The organism is Mycolicibacterium obuense, from assembly GCF_055397605.1.
The window spans coordinates 2,098,047-2,121,987 of record NZ_AP043663.1 but is presented as its reverse complement, the minus strand read 5'-3'; the positions used below and the strand labels follow the sequence as shown (position 1 = coordinate 2,121,987).

Genomic DNA, 23,941 nt, shown 5'->3' with positions numbered 1-23,941 from the left:
CCTCAGTGAAGCAAGGCTGTGCGCAGCTGCGGGACCAAATCGCCGCGCTCACCCACGACGACATCGGCGAGCCCCAGCCAGCCGGCCATCTGCTTCAGCTGCGCGGCGAGTTCGGCGGCGACGTGTGCCCGGTCGCGGCCGTCCTCGGTGAACGCGCCGAGCACGTGGAGAGCACCGGCGACCCGATCGGCCTTGAGGTCCACCCGCCCGACGAGCCGCCCGTCGAGCAGGAAAGGCCATACGTAGTAGCCGAACTGCCGCTTCGGAGCCGGGGTGTAGATCTCGATGCGGTAGTGGAACCCGAACAGCCGCTCGACGCGGGGCCGGAAGAAGATCAGCGGATCGAACGGGCACAGCAGTGCCGTACCGCGGTCGCGCCGCGGCACGATCTGGCCGGCGCGCAGGTAGGCCGGCGCTGCCCACCCCTCGACCTCGACGGGTTCCAGTTCGCCGTCGGCGACCAGCGCGGCGATCGCGGGTTTGACCTGTCGGGCGCTGAGCCGGAAGTAGTCCCGGATGTCGGCCTCGGTGGCGATGCCCAGCGCGGTCGCCGCGCGCAGCGCGAGCTCGCGCACCGCGTCCGGCTCGCCCACCTGCCGGGCCACCACGTCGGGCGGCAGGACCCGTTCGGTCAGGTCGTAGTGCCGGGCGAACCCGATGCGCGTCGCGGTGGTCAGCACGCCGGACGCCCACAGCGCTTCGGCCACCCATTTGGTGTCGCTGCGATCCCACCACGGGCCTTTGCGGCCCCTGGGCTCGGATTCCAGGTGGGCCTCGATCTGTCCCGCGGTGGCAGGTCCGAGCTCGGTGATCGCGGCCACGATGTCCTCGGCGAGCTTGCCGTTGCGCTTGACGATGTCCCTACCCCAGCGGCCGTGCTCGTACTCGGCCATCCGCCAGCGCATGAGCGGCCAGTCGTCAACGGCCATCAGCGCGGCCTCGTGGGCCCAGTACTCGACGAGCAGCCGCGGCGACCGGGCCGAATGGCTCCACGCGGCGCGGTCCAGTAGGTCCCGGTCGTAGGGGCCGAGGCGGCTGAACACCGGGGCGTAGTGGGCCCGCACCGCCACCGAGACAGAGTCCAGCTGCAGCACCTGGATGCGGGCGATGAGGCGCTTGAGGTGTGCGCGGGTGACTGCACCGGCCGGTTTCGCCTCACCGAACCCCTGTGCCGCGACGGCCACTCGGCGGGCCTGCGCAGCGGTGATCATGCCCGCAGATAGGTGCCGAACCGGTAGCGCAGGCCGGACGCGCTGTCCTGCCAGGCGCCCACCGTGCCCGCCCAGCGTTCGTCGAGGACCGGCGCCAGCGCGTCGTCGTCTTCCCGTCGCAGGTCGATGTCGATCTCGGTGACCTCGCACCGCGTCGCCCGCGGAAGCGCCAGCCCGTAGATTTCGGACCCGCCGATCACCCACGCGTCCTCGAGCGCGACTCCGTCGAGCTCCGTGCGCGTCTCTGCCCCGTCAGCCACGTAATCAGCATGCCGGGTGAGTACGACATTTCTTCGCCCAGGCAGTGGCCGGAACCTGGCGGGCAGCGATTCCCAGGTCCGGCGACCCATGATCACCGTCTGCCCCATGGTCAGCTCCTTGAAGCGGGCCATGTCCTCGGGCACCTGCCACGGAATCCCGTTGTCGCGGCCGATCACCCCGGAGCTGGACTGCGCCCAGATCAGATTCAGGCCCACTAGACGGCCACCGGCGCTTTGATCGCCGGGTGCGGATCGTAGTTTCTGACGACCACGTCCTCATAGGTGTAGTCGAAGATCGAATCACGTTGCGCCAGAACGAGTTCAGGATACGGTCGCGGGTCGCGGGAGAGCTGTTCGGTGACCTGCTCGACGTGGTTGTCGTAGATGTGGCAGTCCCCGCCGGTCCATACGAAGTCACCCACGGCCAGACCGGCCTGTGCCGCCATCATGTGGGTCAGCAGCGCATAGCTGGCGATGTTGAACGGCACCCCGAGAAACAGATCGGCACTGCGCTGGTAGAGCTGGCAGCTCAGTCTGCCGTCGGCCACGTAGAACTGGAAGAACGCGTGGCACGGCGGCAGCGCCATCTGCGGGATCTCGCCGACGTTCCATGCCGAGACGATGTTGCGCCGACTGTCCGGATCGCGCTTGAGCAACTCCAGCGCCGCACTGATCTGGTCGATGTGCTCCCCCGACGGCGTCGGCCAGGATCGCCATTGGACGCCGTAGACGGGGCCGAGATCGCCTGTCGGCGAGGCCCATTCGTCCCAGATGGTGACACCGTGCTCTTGCAGCCAGCGCACGTTGGAATCGCCGCGCAGAAACCACAGCAATTCGTAGACGATCGACTTGGTGTGCACCTTCTTGGTGGTGATCAGCGGGAACCCCGCGCTCAGGTCGTACCGCAGCTGATGGCCGAACACGCTGCGGGTGCCGGTGCCGGTCCGGTCGGACTTCGGGGTCCCCTGCTCGAGCACCAGACGCAGAAGGTCCTCGTACGGGGTGGGAATCGGCACGGCCCATAGCTTACGGGCCGCGACCGGGAGTAGAACGGAACCCATGCCGAGGATCACCGACTCTGTCACCACCGCTGACGGCTCCTGCCCGGTCAGCCTGCACACCCCCGACGGGGACGGCCCATGGCCGGGCATCGTCATGTACCCCGACGCCGGCGGCGTCCGGCCGACCTTCCGCGCGATGGCTGACAAGCTGGCCGAACACGGCTACGCGGTGCTGGTGCCCGACGTCTACTACCGCGACGGCGACTGGGCGCCGTTCTCGATGGCGACGGTGTTCGACGACGAGGCCGAACGCACCCGGCTGTTCGCGATGATGGGCAAGGTGACCCCGGACGTGATGGCCGCTGATGCCGCCGCGTTCTTCGACTATCTGGCCGCGCGACCCGAGGTGCGGGGCGACGCGTTCGGTACGACGGGCTACTGCATGGGTGGGCGGACATCGCTGACCGTGGCCGGCCTGGTGCCCGAGCGGGTGGCCGCGGCGATGTCCTTCCACGGCGGCGGGCTGGTCACCGACGAGCCGAACAGCCCACACCACCTCGCCGACCGGATGCGGGCAGCGGTGTACGTCGGTGCGGCCAAGAACGACCGGTCGTTCACGGTCGATGACGGCGAAGCCCTGGACAAGGCGCTCACCGCGGCCGGGATCGAGCACACCGTGGAGTTCTACGACGCGTTTCACGGCTTCGCCGTGCCCGACAACGGGCCCTACGACGAGCCCGCAGCGCGGCGACACTGGGAGGCGATGCAGTCGTTTTTCGGCGCTCACCTAGGGTGAGCGGCGTGTATGACCAGACCTTCAGCGAATCGGACTCCGGCGAGCACGGCTTCCGGATAGATCCGGTGCTGGCACGCAGCTGGCTGCTCGTCAACGGCGCGCAGTACGAGCGGTTCGCGCCTGCGGAGCAATCGCGGGCCGACATCGTCGTGCTCGACATCGAAGACGCCGTCGCGCCGAAGGACAAGGCGAGGGCCCGCGACAACGTGATTCGCTGGCTGGCCGATGGACACGACGACTGGGTCCGGGTGAACGGTTTCGGTACCGAGTGGTGGGCCGGTGATCTCGACATGCTCGCCGGCTCCTCGGTGGGCGGCGTGATGCTCGCGATGGTGGAATCTGTCGATCACGTCACCGAGACAGCCAAGCGCCTGCCGAACGTGCCGATCGTCGCGCTCGTCGAGACAGCCCGCGGACTGGAGCGCATCACCGAGATCGCCGCAGCCAAGGGCACTTTCCGCCTTGCATTCGGCATCGGCGACTTCCGCCGCGACACCGGGTTCGGCGACAATCCGACCACGCTGGCCTATGCGCGCTCGCGCTTCACGATCGCGGCCAAAGCCGCGCACCTGCCGGGAGCCATCGACGGGCCGACGGTCGGTTCGAGCGCCCTGCGGTTGAGCGAGGCAACCGCCGTCTCGGCTGAGTTCGGGATGACCGGCAAGATCTGCCTGACCCCGGATCAGTGCCCGACGGTCAACGAGGGACTCTCCCCCTCGCTCGAGGAGATCAGCTGGGCCAAGGAGTTTCTCGTCGAATTCGAACGCGACGGCGGTGAGATCCGCAACGGCTCAGACCTCCCCAGGATGGCCCGCGCGAACAAGATCCTCGATCTGGCCCGCGCCTACGGTATCGAGCCCTCGGCATTCGACGATGTCGACGATCCGGTGCACATCCCGGCGCCGTCGGACACCTATCACTACTGACCGCGGCCTACTACTGAGACGTGCGGCGGCCCTTGAGGAATGATGCGAGCCCGCGCAGGATGCCGCGGGCTGCGTAGACGCCTGCGAGGATCGACAGCACGATCATCACGACGAACATCAGCACCCAATTCGTCCGTGAGTGGTCGACGTTCCACCACCGATGGTGAAGAGCACCGCGCAGATGAACACGACGATGTCGCGCCAGTTGCCTTCGTAGGACGCGGCGAGCTGGCGAAGTTCCCGGTTCTTGTCGACGGCGCCGATCAGATCGTCGATACGGATGTCGATGACGCGCTGGAGTTCTGCTCGCCGCTCCACCTGCTCGGCGGGGATTCGATCGAGCAGGTCCATGTCCTTGACGATCAACGCGCGGATGTCCGGCGGCCGCAGATTACCGGCGGCGACGCCGAGCAGGGCGCCCCCGGCGATCGGGGCGCCGGCGAGTGCGATCTCGGCGATACCAGGCATGATGCTCCTCTCCCAACGGGCGCAGCATACCGACGGTCACTCCATCAGCGAAGCAGCGACTGTCGCGCCGAGATTCCAGCACGCCTCGAGGTCGGCCTTGGTGGGTCTGCCCGCGATCACCACATGCTCGGCCGCCTTGACCCATCCCAGTCCGGCGGTGATGCCGTCGACCGCCCGCTCGGCCCCCTCGGTGCCCTCATTGCCGTGCAGCCACAGCCCGAACGGCCGCCCCCGCGTGGAATCCAGAAGCTGGTAGTAGCTCTGGTCGAACGCATGCTTGAGAGCGCCGGAGATGGAGCCGAGATTCGCCGGAGTCCCGAGGAGATAGCCGTCGGCCTCGAGCATCTCGACCGGCGATACCGTGAGCGCCGGTCGCCGGACGACGTCGACGCCGTCGATGTCGGGGTCGGTCGCGCCGGCCACCACCGCCTCGAACATCTCGTGACAGTGCGGCGACGGAGTGTGGTGGACGATGAGCAGCGTCCTGCTCACCGCGACCCCTCTTCCATCTGCACGGCCTTCTTCATGGTCTCGCGGGCGCGGCTACGGTCGCCGGCGTAGTCGTAGGCGCGGGCCAACCGGTACCACCGCCGCCAGTCGTCGGGCTGCGCCTCGACTTCCTCTCTGACAGAAGCGAAAAGCGCGTCGGCAGCGTCTCGTTGGATGCGGCCCGACGGCCGGCGGGGCAGGTCGCTGATGTCGAGCTCCATGCCCTGTTCACGGGCGAGTCGGGCGAGCCGTTGATGCGCGAGACCCGCACGCAGAGTGGCGATCAGCGCCCAGGCACCGACGACGGGCAGGATCAGGATGGCCACGCCGAGGCCGATGGGGGCCGCTTCACCGGACTTGATCAGGATGACCGCGGCGCGGCCGAGCAGCACAAAATACACCACGAGCGCGACGCTCATGAAGCCGATGAGCAGCTGGGTGCGCAGTGCGCGGCGGCCTTCGGTCATGTCAGGTCGAGCAGCGGTTCCAGACCGACGGTCAGGCCGGGATGGTCACCGATCTTGCGGACGGCCAGCAGCACGCCCGGAACGAACGAGGTGCGGTCGATGCTGTCGTGCCGAATGGTGAGCGTCTCCCCCTGCGTGCCGAAGAGGACCTCCTGGTGGGCGACCAGTCCGGCGAGGCGGATGGAATGCACCGGTATGCCGTCGACGTCGGCGCCGCGGGCACCGTCGAGCCCGGTACTGGTGGCATCAGGGTTGGGCGGCATGCCTTTTCGCGCCTCGGCGATGATTTGGGCGGTGCGTGCCGCGGTGCCCGACGGCGCGTCGGCCTTGTGCGGATGGTGGAGTTCGATGACCTCGACGGATTCGAAGTACTTCGCGGCCTGCTGGGCGAAGTACATCGACAGCACGGCGCCGATCGCGAAGTTGGGGGCGATCAGCACCGACACGTCGGGCTTGCCGTCGAGCCAGCCGCGGACCTGGTCGAGGCGCTCGTCGGTGAACCCGGTGGTGCCGACCACAGCGTGAATCCCGTTGTCGATGAGGAACTTCAGGTTGTCCATCACGACGCTGGGGTGAGTGAAGTCGATGACGACCTCGGTGTCGGTGTCAACGAGGGACGAAAGCGAATCCCCTGCGTCGACGCCCGTGGTGAACGTCAGGTCATCGGCAGCCTCGACGCCTGCCACCATCGCCGCACCGACCTTGCCCTTGGCGCCCAGCACTCCGACTCGCATGCGCCGAGCCTAACGTGTCGGCGATCCGCGCCTCCAACCTCACGAAACTCGTTGGCACCATGCGTCCGTGTCGTCACGCCGCGATCCCAACTTGTCGGTGCTTCGAACTAGTGTTCGATGTATGGATGTGGTCGCCGGTGCGGTGCAGGGGTTGCGGGCTCAGCTCACGATCCTGTCCGAGGCCTGCGACACGCTGACCCACCCGGAGTTGGTGGCTCTGTTGTCTGAGGTGACGACGGTGGTGCGATCGGTGCCAGCGCTGGAGCATCAGATCCTGGCTCGGCTCACCACGGAGACGGAGCCGCGCCGGCTCGGTGAAGCGTCGTGGAAGAAGGTCCTGACCACCGCACTGCGGGTGTCCGAGCGCGATGCGAAACGGCGCCTGGCTGACGCGGCCGCGTTGGGTCCGCGGCAGGCGTTGACCGGGGAGCCGCTGGCGCCGTTGTGGGAGGCGACCGCCGCCGCGCAGGCCGCCGGCGCCTTGGACGGCGAGCATGTCGCGGTGATCGCGACGTTCCACAAGGACCTTCCCGGGTGGGTCGATGTCGACACCCGCGCCGCAGCCGACCGCCAGTTGGCCTCGCTCGGTGCCGGTCTGACACCCGAGGATCTGAAGAAATCGGCGGATCGGTTAGCGGCGATGATCGACCAAGACGGCCCCGAGCCCACCGATGCCGACCGCGCACGCAAACGTGGCATCAGAATCGGTGAGCAGCAAGCTGACGGGATGAGCCGACTCACCGGCTGGATCACCCCGGAAGCACGCGCCACCTACGAGGCAATCCAGGCCAAGCTCGCGGCGCCGGGGATGTGCAACCCCGATGACGAGACACCCTGCGTCGACGCAGAACCCGACCCGGAAAAGGTGCGGGGTGATACCCGTAGTGCGGCGCAGCGCAACCACGACGCGTGGCTGGCCGTCGGCCGCATGGCCCTGAGCTCCGGAGACCTCGGCTCGCACAACGGATTACCGGTCACCGTGATCGTCTCCACAACCTTGCAGGAACTCGAGAAGTCCGCGGGGGTGGCGGTCACCGGTGGTGGCAGCCTCTTGCCGATGGCCGACCTCATCCGGATGGCCACCCACGCCCATCACTATCTGGCGGTGTTCGACCGCCACACCAATCAACCGCTGTATCTGGGCCGGACGAGACGGCTGGCGAGCCCGGCGCAGCGGATCGTGCTGCACTCTTCCGCGCGGGGCTGCACCCGGCCCGGCTGCACGGTGCCGGGCTACTGGACCCAGGTCCACCACATCGACGACTGGAAAACCGGCGGGGCCACCGACATCACCACCCTCACCCTCGCGTGTGGGCCGGACAGAGAGCATGGAGGGGCGCCACTGTCGGCGGCGGTCTGACTCCGGCCCTGACTGACACCCTTAACGGGTTGTCCTGCGTGTTGATCTGTCGGCTGTCGTCGATGGTGGCGTGCTCGACGTCACCGACGTGACGGCTGTGACTTCATAGGAGCTTGCGCCAACAGGCCCCCATCTCTGTCCTGTCCAACCATCGACGCCGGTGACGCCCACCCATCCACCGGATAGAGGACGGCAGGAACCAGCATGACAAAGCTATCGCTAACTCGTCACGTCGTAGCGGGCGTCGACACTCACAAAATGACCCATCACGCCGCCGTTTTGGATGCTGGCACGGGCCAGCTATTGGGTGATCAGGAGTTCGCAGCTACACCGGCGGGGTATCAACGCCTGCTGTCCTGGGCGCAGTCGCTCGGCGGCCTCACCACCGTTGGTATCGAGGGCACCGGCTCGTTCGGGGCTGGCTTACACCGTCATCTGCAAGCCCAGGGCGTGAGAGTGATCGAGGTGGCCCGACCTAACCGCCAAGACCGCCGCCGACAAGGCAAGTCCGATCCAATCGATGCGATCAACGCCGCCCGCGCGGTACTCAGCGAATCAGCCACCACCACCCCAAAAAATCGTGACGGTCATGTCGAGGCCGTACGACAGATCCGGGCTACCCGCCGCAGCGCAGCCAAGGCGCGCAAAGCAGCGCTTCAGCAGATCCACGGCCTGCTCTGGTGCGCACCCGAAGATCTGCGAGCAAAACTCGCCAGCTATGACCGCGCCGCCCTGGTCTCACGCTGCGCCCGGCTGCGCATACCGACCGCCGGCGCCATCGACGATCCCACGATCACCGCCCGCAGGATGCTGCGACGCCTGGCTCGACGGATCCAATATCTCGACGAGGAGATCGCCGAAGCCAACACCGAACTCAAGGACATCCTCACCAAACACGCACCAAACCTATTAGCCATCAACGGAGTTGGAACTGAAGCCGCTGGCCAGCTATTGACAACTGCCGGCCAGAACAGCGACCGACTCTCTTCCGAAGCGTCTCTCGCTCGCTTGTGCGGGGTAGCTCCCATTCCAGCCAGCAGTGGCAACACCACTCGCCACCGGTTACATCGCGGCGGCGACCGTCACGCCAACTGCTCCATCCACCTCATCGTGATCAATCGTCTGCGATGGCACGAACCCACTCAGCGCTATCTCGAACGGCGGATCCAAGAAGGAAAGACCAAAAAAGAAATCATCCGCTGCCTCAAACGGGCAGTCGTACGCGAGCTCTACCGAGCACTCCAAGCCGACCTAGCCGCACCCAAAGAAAGCCTTGACGCTGCATAGGAGCATCAATCGGATGGTCGAACAGACCGGCTGGACCACGAAAGTCAACGACCGCGGCCAGACCGAATGGCTGCCCCCACCCGACCTCGACACCGGGCCACGCCGCGACGCGCGCCGCGTGAACGGCTACCACCACCCCGAACGCCACCTCCTGCCCGAAGACGACCACGGACCGTAGCGGCGGGGTTACTGTCGACCGTATGAAGGTCGCCCCTGTCGTGGGAACCGTTGCCGCCGGCGTCGTTGCAATGGGGTGCGTTCTGGCTGCGCCCGCGTCCGCCGCACCGAACTATGGAAGCAACGGCGTGTTCGGCGTGACGACTCAGCCGCGCGACGGCTGGTCGACGTCGTTCATCCCGCCGGGCCGGTACCGCGTCGATCAGTCGCCGAGCATGCAGCCCTATCAGAGCCCGCCCGGGTACTGGTTCCGCTGTCGCGACTTCCCGTGCATCGGCGGCAACATCATCGCCACCGGAGATGGGCTCCGCACCGAGCCCACGTTCGTCGACATCCTGCCCACCGACGTCGCGGTCTCCTTGCACAACGTCACGCTCACCCCCGCCTGAGGGCGAGTGCCGGGTCGAACGTCGCCCTGGCCCGCACCGATGCCGCTGCTGCGGCGACCACCACCACGGCGTCCCCGTCGCGGCCCTTGGCGAACACGATCTCGGCACTGTCCGGCCCGTCGCGGTGGGCCATCAGGTAGTCGTAGAGCAGCCAGTCCAGCGCGCAGGCCGCGTCGTACACATCCGAACCTGACTGTCCCACAGTCGATGTCACCGTCCGCAGCGCCTCGCAGTGCTCATCGCGGGCAGCATCTGCGTTGGTGCCCGAGCTGTCGAACAGGATCATCGACAACGTGAGTGGCAGCCGCGCACCCGACTCGGTCCGCACCACCCACCGGCCACCCTTCCACGGGCGATCGGGATCGACCTGCACCATCTCCCCGTATCCACCGACCACCCCGAGCGCCGGCTCATCCAACGAGCCGTCCAGTGGCGCCGGGCCCAGCATGTCGAGCGCCTGCCGGGCCAGGATCGACATCAGCACTGCCGTTCCGACGATCCGCCCCGCCCGGGAGTCGGGGCTCATCCCGAGAAGATCCGCAGCACGCGAGTAATCCAGGCAGGCGTCGTCGAGGCAGCGGTAGAGCTCAGCGAGGTCCCCCCGCTCGTGTGCAGTCGGCCGCCGGCCCGCACCCAGTAGCTCACCGAAGCGGCGGGCCGCGTCGATCATCGCGTCGTCGAGGGCGGCGAGATGTGTGGCGGTGAGACGCTCAGGTTCTTCATCGGCATCACTGCCGGCGACGAGTTCGGCCACCGTGGTCGCCGTGCCGTCAGCTCGCGTCCACCGAAAGCCGATCTGGCCGTCGCACTGCACGATGCGCGGTCTCACGATCGCCGCCACACCATCACGCGGTTGTTGCCCGAATCGGCGATCGCCATCACCTCACCGTGCAGGCTCAGCCCATACGGCCAGCAGAGCGTGTCGTGCCCCACCAGCGCCCAGCGGTTCTCCCCGTTCGACGTGAAGCCGGGTTGGGCCAACACGTGATCGGCCGGCCGGCCGCCGAGCGGCTCGGCCGGTATCCGGTCCCACAACAGCACGCGGTTGTTCGCCGTGTCGGCCACCGCCAGGGTGTCGCCATCGAGATCCACCGCGTAGGGGAACCGGAACCGGTCACCCGAATGCGGCCCGTACGGCCATTCTTCGGCTGAGCGGAAGTCGTGTTGCCCGAGAACCGAATTCGCTGCGTGATCGGACGCAGGGTGTGGCGACCAGCCGAGTACGCGGTGATCACCCGCGTCGGCCACCAGCATGACCTCGTCGGTGCCGCTGATGGCGTGCGGCCAGCGGAAGCTCGCCGGGCCTGGCGCCTCCCCCCGGTTCTCCTCCCGCGAATGCGGCGACGGCTGGCCGACCACGATGTCCGCCGGCTGCCCCGGATCGGGGATGCCGCCATCGAATCCGAGCACGCGCCGGTTGCCGGTGTCGGCCACCCAGAACCGCCCGCCGAGCACCGCGAAGCCGAACGGCCAGTAGAACGTCGCCGCGGAACACTCGCCGCCCGCGTTCGGTTCCACCGATGCGGCATCGCTCTGCCCCAGAATCACATCGGGGGCGACATCGTCGCGCTGCGGCACCGAGTTCCAGATCAGGATGCGGTGATGCCAGGCGTCGGCGACGATCAGCCGCCCGTCGACGATCGCGACGCCTGTCGGCAGATTCATGCCGCGCTCCGGGCCGCGGCCGGCCGCGGCCCGGCCCTCCGTGCACCCGTCGGCCTGCCCCAGCACCACGTCTGCCGGTTGCTCGTCGACGCTCGGGACACCGTGCCAGACGAGCACCCGATGGTTGCCGGAATCTGCGACGACGAGGTGAGAGTCGTCGACGAAAACGCCTCGGGGCGAATACATCCACGACATGCTCGGCGCCGCCTGCGGTAAGGCCAGTCCACCCGGCGCGGGTGCACCGAGCCAGGTCGTGGGGCGCCAGCCGCCGGTGTGGTCGTCGGCCAGCACCGCGGTCGGAGTGTGCCCGGCAGGGCGGCCGGCCACCGTGCGCCGCACCGTGTAGCGACTCATCGGCCGGTCCGAACCCAGATCACTCCCTCGTCGACGCGCAGCGGCAGCTGCGCGAGTTGCACACCGGGAACCGAGACGCACTCCCCCGACGCGGCGTCGAAGCAGAATCCGTGCCACGGACACGTCAACGTTCCCGCCGTCGTGTCGATGATCGCGTCGTCGAGCGGAAGGGCTTCGTGCGCACATTCGTTGCGGTAGGCCGCCAGCCGCTGCCCGACGTTGACCACGATGACACCGTCGCAGGGTGTGGCGATCTCGCCGACGGGAACCTCCTCGGCACGTCCCGCCCGCACCCAACCGTCCTCGACCGGCCGGGCCGGCATCCGCAACGCCTCGACCGGGATCAGCGCCGGGGAGGGTTCGGCCGGCGCCACCTCGACCGTCCGCAGTCCCGGAAGTCCCTGTCGCAGAGCCTGTTCGACCAGTTCGCGCAACGTCACCGAGGACATCGAGCAGCCGTTGCAGGCTCCCTCGAGCCGAACGACGGCGACGTACCCGCCGTCGAGCGGGTCCACGCGCACCAGGGCCACGTCGCCTCCGTGGCTGTGCAGCTGCGGGCGCACCCCGGCCAACGCGCGCTCGGCAAGTGTCACCGGGTCGGGCCGCAGGATGCCGTGCAGCGTCAACAGCATGCGCACCACCGGATCGTCGACCAGATCGAACAGCAGCGGGCGCGCTCCGTCGTCGGCTCGCATCCGCGTCACGATGGTCGTCAACCCGGCACGATGGATGTCTTCCAGCGCCGCCTTCAACTCCTCGGCGGCAGCCCGCGCCGCAGGTTCCAGATCGGCGAGCGCGCCCACCGCCGCGTCGACCCGGCCGGCCAGCTCCTCGAGACCCACGCCGTCGGTGACCGTCATCGCGCGCCCTCCCGGGAGATCTCGTCGAGCACACCGCGCACGGACCGCACCGAGTCGGTGTCACCCGCTTCCTCGAACAAGAACCGCGCCTCGTAGAGCTTCGCCTTCGCCTGGTCGAACACGCCGAGGTGAGCCAGCACGTTGCCCTGGTTGGCCAGCACCCGGGCGCGGCCCTGCGGATCGCTGTCGCGATCCCGGGTGGCCAGCACCGCCTCGTAGATCTCGACGGCTTCCACCAGGTTCTCCTGCCGGTGCCGAGAAGGCTGGTACACCAACGAGTTCGCGAGGTTGAGCTGCACGCTGGCCCATCGCTGCGGGTGGTCCTCACGGGTGAACACGGTCAGCGCCTGACGCAACGACTGCGCGGCGATGCCGAGCCGCAACTGGCTCGACGCCTCCACCATCGGCATCGTCAGGTAGGCGATGGCGAGGTCGGCGTGCGCGGACGCCCACAGCACCGGGGCGTCCTCGCGCCGGATCAGTTGCAGCGCAGAGTGATAGTGCGGGATCGCCGCCGGCATCATCTCGGGATGCTGCGCTGCCTGCTCGTGCAGAATCCCCGCCGCGGTGAGGTGAAGTTCGGCTCGGACCACCGCCAGCCCGTCGGCCTCGTCGAGCAGAGCGAGCGCCCGCTGCAGGCGGGTGAGCGCTGTCGGCTCCGCGAGGTCGCTGCACAGCACCGCGGCGGCGCCCACCAGCACCCCGGTCAGCGCGCGGCTCACCGACGTCGCAGCCTCGGCGGCGGTGTCGAGCAGCGCGACCGCGTCGTCATGTCGCCCGTCGTCGATGGCCGCGGACGCAGCCACCGCGAGCACCGCAGCCGACACTTCGCCATCGAGCCCGGTGGCATCGGGCACGCTGGTGCTTCGTCCGAGGACGAACTGGACGACGTCCACGAGCACACCGAGGGCTCCGAGATCTTCCCGCAGCAGCGAGGGATCGGCCGCGTCAGGGTCCAGCACGAAACGGTTGTAGCGCGAGACCGGATCGTCGCCGTCGAGGGCCGCCAACGCGGCCTCGCGATCTCCCTCGTGGGCGTGCCGGTGTCCGGTCAGGCGCTCCGGCCACACGTCCGGCAACCGCCCGGACATCAGGGCGATGCGCGCCGCATCGGTATCCGTCCCCGCGGGAATCAGCAAGTAGCCCAGCGGTAGGCCGAAGACACCCAGCGGCTGCGGGCGCGTCACCACAGCGACCTCGGTCACGGCACCTCCCTGGACCATCACAGCTCCCGCTCCGCGGCTCGTTTGATGAGATCGGCGGCCAGTTCGGCCCGCCGGCGACTGCGGTGGGTGCTGATCCGGGTGCGCACCACCCCGTCGTCGAACACGACCACGACCTCGACGACCCACTGGCCCCGCTCGGGCACCACCACGGTCTCGACCGTGCGTGCCACGTCGGAGGGGTCAGCCACGCAGATCACCCGTCCCGCTCCCGGCCTCCGGCGATCGGGATCCGCAGCGCGGTCTGCTCATCGTCCCAGCATCCGCGGAACACGCCGTGCAGCGGGCTGTGTCGCAGCACCTCGCTCACCAGGACGCTGCGGTCACCGGCGGGTGTGCGCTGTTTGAGCAGGAGCCCGCCGCTGCGTGGTCCGCGCAGCGGGATCAGCCAGAACTCGTCGTCGCGCAGCACGGCGGCGACGGCATCGGACGGAAAGCGGGCGGCCGCCGTAGCGGCGTCCAGACGCAGATAACCGTCGGCGGTGAACTCGACGGTCACGTCCCGGTCGGCGTCCGGCCGCAGCGGAGCCAAAAAGTGCCGCTCGATCCTGTCGATGACCTGCTCCATGGCTGCGGTCACCGGTGCCGACAACTCAGCGCCCATCTCCACACCGGCGACCTCGATCAGGAACACGGTGATGTCGGTCGGGCAGTCGGCGCCTAACGCCCAGCGCGCGAACGCAATCGCGTGATCCCATCGGAACGAGTGGGTGTGCAGGCCCTGCAGCGGAAGTTCGGCGAGGTCAGCACCCGGCACTTCGAACATGGTCCCCGGCGCCGCGCCGGTCGCCGCCGCGTCGACGATGACGACCCGACGGGCACCGCGCATCTGGAACGCGACATCCATCCCCGCCGTGCCGCCGTCCACCAACTTCGCTCCGTCGGGAACACCGCGCTCCCACAGGTGTCGCACCAGGACCGGCCCGACTCCGTCGTCGCCGCGCAGCAGGTTCCCACATCCCACGACGAGCACGTCGCATCCCGGCGGCTCCAGAAGCGCCTCCGGGGTGTCGGCCATGTCTGCAGAAGACAGCTCACACCATCCCGTTGATGACGAACTTGCTCAGCTCGCGGCCGCTCTTGCCGTCGTAGGCGTGCACGGTGCAGACCAGGCACGAGTCGAAGCTTCGGGCGACGTGGCCGAGTTCGACGGGGTCCTCGGCGTCGACGATCGGCGAGCCCACCAGCGCCCGCTCGATCGGGCCGAGCACGTCCGAGCCGTCGCGTGGGCCGATGTTCCACGCGGTCGGAGTGACCACCTGATAGTTCTTGATCTTGTTGTCCTCGATGACGATCCAGTCCGACAGCGATCCCCGCGCGGCCTCGGTGGACCCGAACCCTTTGCCCTCGGCGTACTCGGTCGGCTTCGAATAGAAGCTCTCCTTGAGCTCGAGGTTGTCCAGCCACTGACGCACCCACTGGTAGTACTTGGGGGCTTCGTGCATGCGGGCGAGCTGACGCACCATCACCGACGGGCCGATCTTGTTCATGATGTCCAGGAACAACGGATCGTCGTCCTGGTGGGCGGCGGCATTCGGGCCGGCCGCGGCCAGCCGCCGCGCCAGCGGACCCGCCTCGAGAGGGATGTTGCCGAGATCGCCGACCGCGTAGCGGGGCGACTTCGCCCAGCTGTACTTGCCTTGTTTGCGGCCGAGCTCGGGGTCGATCGGGATGGTCTCTCCGTCGAAGGGGTGCAGCGGCCTGTCCCCCTGATAGAACGAGTGCGTCACGTCCTCGCGGACATTGGCCTGATCGAACTCGTGCCAGGTGCCGCCGGCGTAGATGCCGGAGCGTCCGATCAGCGCGGCGTTGCGCCCGTCGATGGTCGGGTTCTCGTAAAGCGTGGGATCGAAATACGTTCCGGTGGCGATGTAGTTGCCGACGCCCTGGCCGTACTTGTCGAGGCCGACGTCGAGGCAGTAGCGGATGAAGAACCCGCAGTCGCTGTTGTACTGCGCCTCGTTCTCGTCGACCCAGGCCAGCACGTCTTCCCAGGTCTTGTTCTCCAGCCAGCGCTCGACCGAGCACCCGAGCCACTGCTTCTCCAGCCAGTTGTCGTTCCAGTGCTCCAGGATCGCGATCGACCGGGTGACGTCACTCAGTGTGGGAGCGCACATCACACCGCCGGGCACCATGAAACTCGAGTGCGGCCACTGACCACCGAAGATCGCATACACCTCAACGGGTTTCGCGCTCAGCACGACTCCGGGCTGATAGCTGGTCCCGACATAGGGAGCGAAGCGTCGGACGGCCTCGCCGTAGAGCGACGACTTGGCGTAGTTCTTGTTGGTCAGGTCGATGGCGAACAGCGCGTAGAAATAGCGTGGGATCGACTGCAGCGTCTCGCACGCCTGACAGATGTTGCGGATCAGCGTCGCGTTGTGCGGCATGTGGGTGCGCCAGGCCGTGTCCAGCGCGTAAGCCGACTTGTACAGGTGGCTGCCGCCGCAGATACCGCAGATGCGCGGGCAGACCACCAGTCCGGACTGGGGGTCCTTGCCGCGCAGGATGATCTCGAACCCACGGAACATCGCAGCCTCGGTCCAAGCCGACGTGACGACTCCGTCGTCGATCGTGACGCGGACGTCGAGGTCACCCTCGACACGGCCCAGCGGGCTGACGAACAGATCCAGTTGTGACGTCATCACTATTCCTTCCGGTGGCCCTAGACCACGAACATGTCTTCTTTGGACCACTGCGGCGCTGCGATACGCGCAGCCGCGGCCAGGCCCATGTACGTCAGATGGTCGGTTCCCTCGGGCACTTCTTTCGGGATCATGCCGCTGACCTTCTGGGTCTTGAACAAGGTGCCCGGCGCGAGGTCGAAGTGCGGGAACTCCGGCTCGGTGCAACCCAGGCACGGCATGCCGGCCCGCGTCTTGGAGGACTGCCGGTTCCACAGGATGCGGTTGCACGGCGAATGCGTCATGGGGCCGCGACAGCCGAATTCGTAGAAGAGGCAACCTGTTCGGGTGCCCTCGCCGAACGACATCGTCGACTGCTTGTACTCGAAGAACTGCACGCGGGTGCACCCGGTCTGGGTGAACGTCTTGAAGAAGGTCTCCGGCCGGTGCAGATCGTCCAGGGTGATGTCGCCGGCGCGCCCGGTGGCCAACGCGACCAGGATCTGGGTGATCCAGTCCGGATGTGCTGGGCACCCGGGCACATTGATGACCGGCAGGCCCATCTTGGAACGGAAGTCCGGACCGAGGAAGCCGCCCTTCTCCCGCTTGTGGAACTGCAGCCCCGTGGAGCCCGACGGATTGGGCTCCATCGCCGGGATGCCGCCCCAGCAGGCGCAATCCCCGATGGCGACGACGATCTGCGCGGCGCCGGCCAGGTCGGTCACCCAGTCTTTCATCGGGCGGTCGGCGAACATGTCGGCGCGCCCGCCGTAGGCCTCCATCACCGTTCCCTCGAACACGAAGATGTCGAGCGGTCGCTGCCCGGTCGCGCAGTCGGAGAACAGCTTCTGCGCGTTCTGCCCCAGTTCCAGCCCCAGAGACGGATGCCACAGGAGGTCGAGACCGAAGTCGACGATCAGGTCGACGACGTTCGGCTCCTCGGCATTGAGGAACGACATGGTGTTGCCGCTACAGGCACCACCCTGGAACCACAGCACCGATGCCATGGGGACTCCTCTCTCATTGCAGGGACCGGCCCTGCGGAGCGAATTCTTCTGTATGTCAATCAGACTCGTCGGCCGAAGATACGAGCCATCTCGATCAGGTAGACCACGCCGCGTGTGACGTCGGGGTCCTTGGCCGCACCGCGCACCGCTTTCCACAGGCCGCGCACTCCGCGGGGCGTCGGCGCAGTCGACTGGCGCGCTGACACCATGGCCTCGCCCAGCGCCGCAATCACCTCCGCTCCGGCGGGCTCGGTCAACGGTGACTTCAACAGCGTGGTCAGCGCCGGCGCCGCGTGCACCAGCGCGCCGGACAGTTGGCTCAAGCTGGCCGACAACTGGCTCAGCTCAACAGATTGGCCCTTGAAGTCGCCGAGCGCGGAGGTGAGATTCGCCGTGATGTCGTCGCCGCGGCGGACGAACGCGTCGAGGCCGGAGACGAGCACCGCGAGCAGGTCTGCGTGCTCGAGCAGCGTGGTGAGCGCGTCGGCGACGCGGGGGTCGTCGAGACGGTCGCGGATCGCGGCGGACGGTCCGGCGGGAACCGGTGGATCCAAGACGGGGATTCCGGCTTCTCCGTTGGCTCCCATGCTGAACCTCCCACGAGGGCTCCCCCGTGCGAGGGAGGCTGCCTGCTCCCCAAACGTACTCAGCCGACCCCGCCCTGCCTATCGCTTTCGCGCAACACCTATCAGGATTGCGCACAGATGGCTACGCTGAAGCGAGCCCGATGTTTAGGAGTCTTGCCGTGCGGAACCGAATGCTCTGTGCAGCACGCAAAGTTAGCCTTGCCTTCGCACGCACGCCTCAGGCCTGATGTCTCGCTTGACCCGTCTCGGCTACATCGACATCCGCCGCACCAGCGATCCGGTCCGCCGCAAGGTGCGCTCCCGCGGCGTCCCGCCGGCGTTGACCGGTCACGAGATCTTCTACACCGAGGACATCCCCACTGCGGCGCGGCTGATGGGTCGTGCCCTGTCTCCGCTGAGCCTGACGGTCGATCCCACAGAAGCGCACGGATTCGCGGCCACGATGCACGGCGTGCGGCTACGCAACGTCAGCATGCTCTACCTGGACCTGCATGTCCCCGCGACCATCGTGATCCCCGAGTCCGGCCGCTACTACGGCGTGCACATGCCGATGAACGGCGTCGCCACCGTGGTGCATCCGTCGGCCACCTTTGTGGCCAACACCATGCGCTCGCTGGTGTCGAGTCCAGGGGTGCCGCTACGCCTGGAACTCGGCGTCGACGCCCCGCAGCTGCTGATCCGCATCGAGGCGCACGCGATGACGGCCCACGTGACCCGGCTGCTGGGGCGTAACCTCCTGCGGCCGTTGGTGTTCGAGCCGGAATTCGATCTGGCGACGGAGGCGGCCATGCGGTGGCACGCCGCGGTGCAGCTGGTGCACACCGAGGTCTACCACGCCGGTTCACTCATCCAGAAGGGTCGCGCCATCGGACCCGTCGAGGAACTGGTGATGAGCAGCCTGCTCTACCTCCAGCCGTCGAACTATCACGCCGACATCACCGCCCCGTCATCCCCCGACCCCCGCCGCACCGTGATCCAGCAGGCGATGGATTTCATCGAAGACCATCTGGCCGAACGGATCACGATGGATTCCCTGGCGTCGGCGGTACACATGAGCGTCCGGTCGATCCAGCAGGGTTTCCGGTCGGAGCTCGGCATGTCGCCGATGGCGTTCGTCCGCGAACGACGGCTCGAGAGGGTGCACGAGGAACTGACCGACGCCATCCCCACGGACGGCGTCACCGTCACCGCCGTCGCGGAGCGGTGGGGCTTCCACCACCTCGGCAGCTTCTCCGTCGAGTACCGGAAACGCTGGGGCGAGGCGCCGTCGGAGACGCTGCGCCGCTGAGGCGTCAGCAGATCCGTGGAAGTTGCTCGCCGAGTTCACGTTCCACCACTCGGGTGGTGCCGAACGGCGTCCGCGTGACGGCCATACCGGGATGTTCGGCGACCACCCGGCCGATCACCGCCGCCTCCGCACCCTCGGCGCGAGCGCGCATCGCGGCCAGCACGGCCTCGGCCGCCTCGGCCGCCACGAAGGCCACCATCTTGCCCTCGTTGGCGACCTGCAGCGGATCCAGGCCCAGGAACGAGCAGGCCGACGCGACGGCTTCGGGCACCGGGATCGCGGCCTCGTCGAGCTCGACTCCCACCGCCGCGGCCCGCGCGATCTCGACCACCGATGCGACGAGCCCTCCGCGAGTCGGGTCACGCAGCGCGTGCACCCCGGGTCCACCTGCAGCCAGCATCGACTCCACCAGCCGGTGCAGCGGCGCGCTGTCGGTGCGGACCTCGGTGCCGAAGTCGATACCCTCCCGCACGCTCATGATCGCCACGCCGTGCTCACCGAGGGCACCGGAGACGATCACCACATCCCCCGGGCGCACCCGCTCGGGCCCGATCTCCACTCCCGGCGGGACGACTCCCACTCCCGCGGTGTTGACGAAAAGCTGGTCCGCACCGCCCCTTCCGACGACCTTCGTGTCACCGGTGACGATTGGGACACCCGCGGCGGCGGCCGCAGCCCCCATCGTGGTGGCGATCGCCCCGAGCACGTCGAGCTCCAATCCTTCCTCGAGGATGAAGCCCGCGGTGATGCCGATCGGGCGGGCGCCGCTGCACGCCAGATCGTTGATGGTGCCGTTGACGGCGAGATCGCCGATGTTGCCGCCGGGGAAGAACAACGGCTGCACCACATAGGAATCGGTCGTCAGCGCGATGCGGCCCGCGCCGGTCTGCAGCACCGCGGAGTCCCGCGCCGGGCCGGCCCGTCCCCCGAACGCGGGCAGGAACAGATTCTCGATCAGCTCTTCGGACAGCACCCCGCCCCCGCCGTGGCCGAGCACCACCCGGGCAGTCTCCCGCAGCGGCAGCGGGCACACCCAGTCCGAGGGGTCGATTGACGCCGGCGCCTCAGACATTGGCCAGACGCCGGAACTGGTAGTACGCGGCACAGGCGCCTTCGCTGGACACCATCGTGGCGCCGAGTGGGGTGCGCGGCGTGCACGTGCGTCCGAACGCCGGACACTCGTGGGGTTTGAGGAGTCCCTGCAGCACCTCACCGGCGTGGCACTCCGCGGACTCGGCGACCTGCAGGTGACCGACACCGAACCGCCGCTCGGCGTCGAAGTCGCTGTACTGGGGCGCCAGTGTCCAGCCGGACCGGGGAATCATTCCGATGCCCCGCCACTGCCGGTCGGTGACGACGAAGACGTCGGCGAGCGTCTGCCGGGCCGCCGGGTTCCCCTCGTCGCACACGGCGCGGGGATAGGCGTTGCGCAACTCGGGTGTCCCGTCCTCGAGCAGGTCGACCACCTGACGTACGCCTTCGAGCAGGTCGAGTGGTTCGAAGCCGGTCACCACGATCGGCACCTCGAACCGGTCGACAAGCGGCTGATACTCCGAGGTGCCCATCACCGAGCACACGTGCCCTGCGGCCAAGAAACCCTGCACGCGGTTGGTGGGCGAGGACAGGATCGCGGTCATCGCGGGTGGCACCAGCACATGGGAGATCAACACCGAGAAGTTCGTCAACCCCAGCCGTTGCGCGTGCAGCACCGCCATCGCGTTGGCCGGCGCAGTGGTCTCGAAGCCGACGCCGAAGAACACCACCTGCTTGTCGGGGTTGTCGGCGGCCACGCGCGTCGCGTCCAGCGGCGAGTAGACGACGCGGACGTCCCCACCCCGGGCCCGGACCGAGAACAGGTCCCGGGTGCTGCCCGGCACCCGGAGCATGTCGCCGAACGAGCAGAAGATGACGTCGTCGCGCGATGCGATCTCCAGCGCGCGGTCGATCATCTCCAGCGGTGTGACGCACACCGGGCAACCCGGCCCGTGGATGAACTCGACCGCGCCGTCGAGCAGCTGGTCCAGTCCGTTGCGGATGATCGAATGAGTTTGTCCACCACAGACTTCCATCACCGTCCAGCTTCTCGTGGCCCGGCGGCGGATCGCGTCGACCAGCGCTCGCGCGGCGGTCGGGTCACGGAACTCGTCGAGGTACTTCATGCCGTGTCCCTCCGCGCCGCCGGTTGTTCACCGGCGAGCTCCTCGTCCAGGACACCCAGTTCGGCGAACATGCGCAACGTCTCGTGTGCCGACGCCTCGTCGAGTCGCGTGATCGCGAAACCGGCGTGCACGATGGTGTATTCGCCGATAGTCATGTCCGGCAGATAGGCCAGACACACCGTCTTGGTGGTGCCGCCGAAATCGACCGTCGACATCCGCGTCCCCGCCTCGTCCCAGATCGCGGTCACCCTGCCGGGGATACCGAGACACATGGCCCACTCCTTTCTCGAGCCGCCGCCAGGCGCAGCGCCGCGACGGCGGCCTGCCCCAGAGCGACACCGCCGTCGTTGCACGGCACCACCCTGTGGGTGAGCACCGTCAGTCCTCGGGCGCGCAGACCCGCCGAGATCCCGGCCAGCAGCAGGCGGTTGGCGAACACCCCACCGGTCAGGCCCACGGTCGTGATGCCGGCGTCGGCGGCGGCAGCCGCCGCGGCGCGCACCGTCGCATCACTCACCGCGTCGTGGAAGGTCCGCGCCAAGTCTTCGCGCGCCGCACCTGCGCGCAGGCCCTCCACCAGGCCGGCGATCACCGGCGCGGGATCGATGACACCGGCGGTGACATCCATTCGCAGCGCGGCACAGGGGCGCCCGCGGCGCGCGAGGTGCTCGAGCTCCACGGCGGCCTGGCCTTCGTAGGTCACCTGCTGGCAGACGCCGAGAAGACTCGCGACGGCGTCGAAGAGCCGCCCCATGCTCGTCGTCGGGACACATCCCACGCCACGCGCGAGCTGCTGGGTCAGCACGTGCATGCCCGTCGGCCCCAGTGTCACGACGGGAGGGAGGTCGTCGGCCGGATCGATGCCCGCGCGTCGCAGCAGATCGAGTGCGATACGCGCCGGCTGGCGGACGGCGCCTTCGCCACCCGGCAACCAGAACGGCGCCACGTGGCCGACGCGCGTGAACTCCGTGGCCCCCGTGATTGCGAGCAGTTCGCCACCCCAGATGGTGCCATCGGTGCCGAAACCCGTTCCGTCGTAGGTGATCGCGAGCATCGGCCGGCCGAGCAGGCGATGTTCGGCAAGCAACGACATCGCGTGGGCGTGATGGTGCTGTACGGCCTCCCGCGGGCCGCCGTGGCGTTGTGCCCACCCGGTCGTGGCATATCGCGGGTGCATGTCGTGCGCGACGGCAACGGGCACCGTGGCGGTCAGGAACATCAGGTGGTCGACCGCCGCGGTGAAGCAGTCCTGGGTGCGGGGGTCGGCCATGTCACCCAGGTGCGAGGACAGATGCACGCGCCCGCGCTCGTCGGTCAGCGCGAACGTGGTCTTCAGATCGCCGCCGGTCGCAAGGACCGTCGGCGCCGGCACGTCGAGCGCGACGGGTAGCGGCGCGTAGCCCCGCGACCGCCGCAGCGGGATCTCTGCCCCGTCGTCGGCGATCCCCACCACTGAGTCTTCGCACGGGACGTGGATCGGGCGGTCGTGGCCCAGCACGGCGTCGGCCAGACCGTCGATCCAGTCGAGGTTCTCGTCGCGGAAGACGATCGGGGATCCACCCTGATTCGCCGACGTCATCACCAACGCGGGCACGTCCAACCCGGCGAAGAGCAGATGGTGGACCGGCGTGTAGGCCAGCATCACCCCGAGATCGCCCAGCCCGGGCGCCACCTCGACGCTGACGCCGCCCGGGCGGGCGGGCAGCAGCACGATCGGCGCGGCCGACGAGGTGAGGGCCTGCTCGGCCGCGGTGTCGACCACACAGATCCGCCGGGCCGCGTCCACATCGGCGACCATCACCGCGAACGGCTTGGCAGGCCGGTTCTTTCTTCGCCGCAGCGCAGCGACGGCCTCGTCGTCGTCGGCGCGGCACGCGAGGTGGTAGCCCCCGACACCCTTGATCGCGACGATCATGGCTGCCCGCAGTGCCGCCGTGGCGGATTCGAGAGGAGCTCCACCCGAACCGGGCCCGTCCCACGTCAACTGCGGCCCGCAGTCGTGGCAGGCGATGGTCTGGGCGTGGTAGCGCCGGTCGGCCGGATCGGTGTACTCCGCGGCGCAACGCGCGCACAGAGCGAAACCAGCCATCGTGGTGGCCGGCCGGTCGTAGGGCAGGTCGGTGATCACCGTGTAGCGCGGCCCGCAATTGGTGCAGGTGATGAACGGGTGGCCGTGACGCCGGTCCGCCGGATCGAACAGCTCACGGCGACAGTCCGGACAGGTCGCGATGTCGGGTGGCACCAGCGTGCGGGCATTCTCGTCACCGCTCGTGGCGCTGTCGACGATGCGGAATCCCGGGTCGCCGCCGAGCGGGCGGGCCGTGACGTCGAAGGTGTCGATACGGGCGAGCGGCGGCGGATCGGTCCGCAGCGCATGTATCGCCGCGTCGACCTGCGGTCTCGGACCCTCGAATTCGCACTGCACCGAACCCGCGTCGTTGCGCACGAACCCGCTCAGCCGATGCGCCGCGGCGATGCGGGCCACCGTAGGGCGGAATCCCACTCCCTGGACCACACCGGTGACGCTCACCCGGACACGTATGTGTGCGCTCATGGCGCGGACTCCTCGAACGCTGCGACGCCCCAGGCTAACTCCGCGCGGCGTCCCC

The 23,941-nt window shown here is 68.3% G+C and carries 26 protein-coding genes and 1 pseudogene; 7 read left to right on the top strand and 20 right to left on the bottom strand.

Translation table 11 applies throughout. The features are described 5' to 3' along the window. Positions 1-2: 2 nt before the first annotated feature. The 3 genes from ACZ50N_RS10125 to ACZ50N_RS10115 are packed head-to-tail and all read right to left on the bottom strand — an operon-like array spanning position 3 to position 2,487. Entirely contained in the window at positions 3-1,211 is a 1,209-nt protein-coding gene (locus tag ACZ50N_RS10125; RefSeq protein ID WP_464475272.1) for a winged helix-turn-helix domain-containing protein, read from the bottom strand. Then, positions 1,208-1,687, bottom strand: a complete 480-nt coding sequence (locus ACZ50N_RS10120; protein ID WP_046366138.1) for a dihydrofolate reductase — start codon at positions 1,685-1,687, stop codon at positions 1,208-1,210. Before ACZ50N_RS10120 ends, ACZ50N_RS10125 begins: the two co-directional genes overlap by 4 nt. Then, positions 1,687-2,487: a thymidylate synthase gene (locus ACZ50N_RS10115; protein WP_046366137.1), complete on the bottom strand. Its 801-nt coding sequence runs from the start codon at positions 2,485-2,487 to the stop codon at positions 1,687-1,689. The genes ACZ50N_RS10120 and ACZ50N_RS10115 overlap by 1 nt, the downstream gene beginning before the upstream one ends. A gap of 43 nt (positions 2,488-2,530) precedes the next feature. Here ACZ50N_RS10115 and ACZ50N_RS10110 point away from each other — a divergent pair, with 43 nt between their 5' ends. Continuing rightward, positions 2,531-3,268: an alpha/beta fold hydrolase gene (locus tag ACZ50N_RS10110; protein WP_046366136.1), complete on the top strand. Its 738-nt coding sequence runs from the start codon at positions 2,531-2,533 to the stop codon at positions 3,266-3,268. A gap of 5 nt (positions 3,269-3,273) precedes the next feature. Beyond that, entirely contained in the window at positions 3,274-4,194 is a 921-nt protein-coding gene (locus ACZ50N_RS10105) for an HpcH/HpaI aldolase/citrate lyase family protein (protein ID WP_046366145.1), read from the top strand. Positions 4,195-4,204: 10 nt separating this feature from the next. On the opposite strand, the pseudogene ACZ50N_RS10100 reads toward ACZ50N_RS10105, so the two are convergent. The 4 genes and pseudogenes from ACZ50N_RS10100 to dapB form a co-directional block, all read right to left on the bottom strand. Further along, positions 4,205-4,662: pseudogene (locus ACZ50N_RS10100) on the bottom strand (hypothetical protein). A 36-nt stretch (positions 4,663-4,698) separates the two neighbouring features. Continuing rightward, entirely contained in the window at positions 4,699-5,154 is a 456-nt protein-coding gene (locus ACZ50N_RS10095) for a flavodoxin family protein (RefSeq protein WP_046366134.1), read from the bottom strand. Further along, entirely contained in the window at positions 5,151-5,618 is a 468-nt protein-coding gene (locus tag ACZ50N_RS10090; RefSeq protein ID WP_048423607.1) for a hypothetical protein, read from the bottom strand. The genes ACZ50N_RS10095 and ACZ50N_RS10090 overlap by 4 nt, the downstream gene beginning before the upstream one ends. Continuing rightward, entirely contained in the window at positions 5,615-6,352 is a 738-nt protein-coding gene (gene dapB, locus ACZ50N_RS10085) for a 4-hydroxy-tetrahydrodipicolinate reductase (RefSeq protein WP_464468343.1), read from the bottom strand. Before dapB ends, ACZ50N_RS10090 begins: the two co-directional genes overlap by 4 nt. Before the next feature lie 121 nt (positions 6,353-6,473). Between dapB and ACZ50N_RS10080 the strand changes: the two genes are divergently transcribed. The 4 genes from ACZ50N_RS10080 to ACZ50N_RS10065 all read left to right on the top strand — a co-directional run bounded on the left by ACZ50N_RS10080 (position 6,474) and on the right by ACZ50N_RS10065 (position 9,565). Next, positions 6,474-7,712, top strand: a complete 1,239-nt coding sequence (locus ACZ50N_RS10080; protein ID WP_464475271.1) for an HNH endonuclease signature motif containing protein — start codon at positions 6,474-6,476, stop codon at positions 7,710-7,712. A 204-nt stretch (positions 7,713-7,916) separates the two neighbouring features. After that, positions 7,917-8,999, top strand: coding sequence for an IS110 family RNA-guided transposase (locus tag ACZ50N_RS10075; protein ID WP_046362712.1), 1,083 nt, complete (start codon positions 7,917-7,919; stop codon positions 8,997-8,999). A gap of 13 nt (positions 9,000-9,012) precedes the next feature. Beyond that, complete coding sequence (locus tag ACZ50N_RS10070; protein WP_464475270.1) at positions 9,013-9,177, top strand: hypothetical protein; 165 nt, start codon at positions 9,013-9,015, stop codon at positions 9,175-9,177. 22 nt (positions 9,178-9,199) lie between these two features. Further along, the gene (locus ACZ50N_RS10065; RefSeq protein ID WP_464475269.1) at positions 9,200-9,565 is read left to right on the top strand and encodes a hypothetical protein; all 366 of its coding nucleotides are present in this window, start codon (positions 9,200-9,202) and stop codon (positions 9,563-9,565) included. Here ACZ50N_RS10065 and ACZ50N_RS10060 read toward each other — a convergent pair. From ACZ50N_RS10060 to ACZ50N_RS10020, 9 genes are read right to left on the bottom strand one after another with little or no spacing between them, the layout of a single operon-like run. Next, positions 9,552-10,394 carry a hypothetical protein gene (locus ACZ50N_RS10060; RefSeq protein ID WP_048423642.1) on the bottom strand — a complete coding sequence of 281 codons (843 nt, stop codon included), beginning with the start codon at positions 10,392-10,394 and terminating at the stop codon, positions 9,552-9,554. The genes ACZ50N_RS10065 and ACZ50N_RS10060 overlap by 14 nt on opposite strands. Beyond that, positions 10,391-11,584, bottom strand: coding sequence for an NHL repeat-containing protein (locus ACZ50N_RS10055; RefSeq protein WP_464475268.1), 1,194 nt, complete (start codon positions 11,582-11,584; stop codon positions 10,391-10,393). The genes ACZ50N_RS10060 and ACZ50N_RS10055 overlap by 4 nt, the downstream gene beginning before the upstream one ends. Continuing rightward, positions 11,581-12,444 carry a NifU family protein gene (locus ACZ50N_RS10050; protein ID WP_464475267.1) on the bottom strand — a complete coding sequence of 288 codons (864 nt, stop codon included), beginning with the start codon at positions 12,442-12,444 and terminating at the stop codon, positions 11,581-11,583. The genes ACZ50N_RS10055 and ACZ50N_RS10050 overlap by 4 nt, the downstream gene beginning before the upstream one ends. Continuing rightward, positions 12,441-13,649 carry a tetratricopeptide repeat protein gene (locus ACZ50N_RS10045; protein ID WP_464475266.1) on the bottom strand — a complete coding sequence of 403 codons (1,209 nt, stop codon included), beginning with the start codon at positions 13,647-13,649 and terminating at the stop codon, positions 12,441-12,443. The genes ACZ50N_RS10050 and ACZ50N_RS10045 overlap by 4 nt, the downstream gene beginning before the upstream one ends. A 17-nt stretch (positions 13,650-13,666) precedes the next feature. Next, complete coding sequence (locus tag ACZ50N_RS10040; protein ID WP_236694266.1) at positions 13,667-13,858, bottom strand: hypothetical protein; 192 nt, start codon at positions 13,856-13,858, stop codon at positions 13,667-13,669. A gap of 5 nt (positions 13,859-13,863) precedes the next feature. Beyond that, a complete protein-coding gene (locus tag ACZ50N_RS10035; protein WP_464475265.1) occupies positions 13,864-14,685 on the bottom strand; it encodes a hydrogenase maturation protease in 822 nt (273 codons plus the stop codon). A 16-nt stretch (positions 14,686-14,701) separates the two neighbouring features. Continuing rightward, positions 14,702-16,312 carry a nickel-dependent hydrogenase large subunit gene (locus ACZ50N_RS10030; protein ID WP_046364082.1) on the bottom strand — a complete coding sequence of 537 codons (1,611 nt, stop codon included), beginning with the start codon at positions 16,310-16,312 and terminating at the stop codon, positions 14,702-14,704. Between the two features lie 20 nt (positions 16,313-16,332). Then, positions 16,333-17,298, bottom strand: a complete 966-nt coding sequence (locus tag ACZ50N_RS10025; RefSeq protein ID WP_046364081.1) for an NADH-quinone oxidoreductase subunit B family protein — start codon at positions 17,296-17,298, stop codon at positions 16,333-16,335. Between the two features lie 59 nt (positions 17,299-17,357). After that, positions 17,358-17,885 (bottom strand): DUF1641 domain-containing protein, encoded by a 528-nt coding sequence (locus ACZ50N_RS10020; protein ID WP_464475264.1) that lies wholly within the window; start codon positions 17,883-17,885, stop codon positions 17,358-17,360. A gap of 226 nt (positions 17,886-18,111) precedes the next feature. Between ACZ50N_RS10020 and ACZ50N_RS10015 the strand changes: the two genes are divergently transcribed. Continuing rightward, complete coding sequence (locus ACZ50N_RS10015) at positions 18,112-19,173, top strand: AraC family transcriptional regulator (RefSeq protein ID WP_046364080.1); 1,062 nt, start codon at positions 18,112-18,114, stop codon at positions 19,171-19,173. Between the two features lie 4 nt (positions 19,174-19,177). Here the strand turns inward: ACZ50N_RS10015 and hypE are convergent, their stop codons facing one another. The 4 genes from hypE to hypF are packed head-to-tail and all read right to left on the bottom strand — an operon-like array spanning position 19,178 to position 23,886. Next, positions 19,178-20,245, bottom strand: a complete 1,068-nt coding sequence (hypE, locus tag ACZ50N_RS10010) for a hydrogenase expression/formation protein HypE (RefSeq protein ID WP_046364079.1) — start codon at positions 20,243-20,245, stop codon at positions 19,178-19,180. Next, positions 20,238-21,332, bottom strand: coding sequence for a hydrogenase formation protein HypD (gene hypD / locus ACZ50N_RS10005; protein WP_073682892.1), 1,095 nt, complete (start codon positions 21,330-21,332; stop codon positions 20,238-20,240). Before hypD ends, hypE begins: the two co-directional genes overlap by 8 nt. Beyond that, complete coding sequence (locus ACZ50N_RS10000; RefSeq protein WP_046364077.1) at positions 21,329-21,604, bottom strand: HypC/HybG/HupF family hydrogenase formation chaperone; 276 nt, start codon at positions 21,602-21,604, stop codon at positions 21,329-21,331. Before ACZ50N_RS10000 ends, hypD begins: the two co-directional genes overlap by 4 nt. Continuing rightward, a complete protein-coding gene (hypF, locus tag ACZ50N_RS09995) occupies positions 21,577-23,886 on the bottom strand; it encodes a carbamoyltransferase HypF (RefSeq protein ID WP_464475263.1) in 2,310 nt (769 codons plus the stop codon). The genes ACZ50N_RS10000 and hypF overlap by 28 nt, the downstream gene beginning before the upstream one ends. Positions 23,887-23,941: the final 55 nt, after the last annotated feature.

Coding starts and splice junctions, on each gene's coding strand:
- ACZ50N_RS10125 (WP_464475272.1), bottom strand. CDS start 1,211: ATGATCACCGCTGCGCAGGCCCGCCGAGTGGCCGTCGCGGCACAGGGG.
- ACZ50N_RS10110 (WP_046366136.1), top strand. CDS start 2,531: ATGCCGAGGATCACCGACTCTGTCACCACCGCTGACGGCTCCTGCCCG.
- ACZ50N_RS10090 (WP_048423607.1), bottom strand. CDS start 5,618: ATGACCGAAGGCCGCCGCGCACTGCGCACCCAGCTGCTCATCGGCTTC.
- dapB (WP_464468343.1), bottom strand. CDS start 6,352: ATGCGAGTCGGAGTGCTGGGCGCCAAGGGCAAGGTCGGTGCGGCGATG.
- ACZ50N_RS10080 (WP_464475271.1), top strand. CDS start 6,474: ATGGATGTGGTCGCCGGTGCGGTGCAGGGGTTGCGGGCTCAGCTCACG.
- ACZ50N_RS10075 (WP_046362712.1), top strand. CDS start 7,917: ATGACAAAGCTATCGCTAACTCGTCACGTCGTAGCGGGCGTCGACACT.
- ACZ50N_RS10070 (WP_464475270.1), top strand. CDS start 9,013: ATGGTCGAACAGACCGGCTGGACCACGAAAGTCAACGACCGCGGCCAG.
- ACZ50N_RS10065 (WP_464475269.1), top strand. CDS start 9,200: ATGAAGGTCGCCCCTGTCGTGGGAACCGTTGCCGCCGGCGTCGTTGCA.
- ACZ50N_RS10055 (WP_464475268.1), bottom strand. CDS start 11,584: ATGAGTCGCTACACGGTGCGGCGCACGGTGGCCGGCCGCCCTGCCGGG.
- ACZ50N_RS10050 (WP_464475267.1), bottom strand. CDS start 12,444: ATGACGGTCACCGACGGCGTGGGTCTCGAGGAGCTGGCCGGCCGGGTC.
- ACZ50N_RS10035 (WP_464475265.1), bottom strand. CDS start 14,685: ATGGCCGACACCCCGGAGGCGCTTCTGGAGCCGCCGGGATGCGACGTG.
- ACZ50N_RS10030 (WP_046364082.1), bottom strand. CDS start 16,312: ATGACGTCACAACTGGATCTGTTCGTCAGCCCGCTGGGCCGTGTCGAG.
- ACZ50N_RS10025 (WP_046364081.1), bottom strand. CDS start 17,298: ATGGCATCGGTGCTGTGGTTCCAGGGTGGTGCCTGTAGCGGCAACACC.
- ACZ50N_RS10020 (WP_464475264.1), bottom strand. CDS start 17,885: ATGGGAGCCAACGGAGAAGCCGGAATCCCCGTCTTGGATCCACCGGTT.
- ACZ50N_RS10015 (WP_046364080.1), top strand. CDS start 18,112: ATGTCTCGCTTGACCCGTCTCGGCTACATCGACATCCGCCGCACCAGC.
- hypE (WP_046364079.1), bottom strand. CDS start 20,245: ATGTCTGAGGCGCCGGCGTCAATCGACCCCTCGGACTGGGTGTGCCCG.
- hypD (WP_073682892.1), bottom strand. CDS start 21,332: ATGAAGTACCTCGACGAGTTCCGTGACCCGACCGCCGCGCGAGCGCTG.
- ACZ50N_RS10000 (WP_046364077.1), bottom strand. CDS start 21,604: ATGTGTCTCGGTATCCCCGGCAGGGTGACCGCGATCTGGGACGAGGCG.
- hypF (WP_464475263.1), bottom strand. CDS start 23,886: ATGAGCGCACACATACGTGTCCGGGTGAGCGTCACCGGTGTGGTCCAG.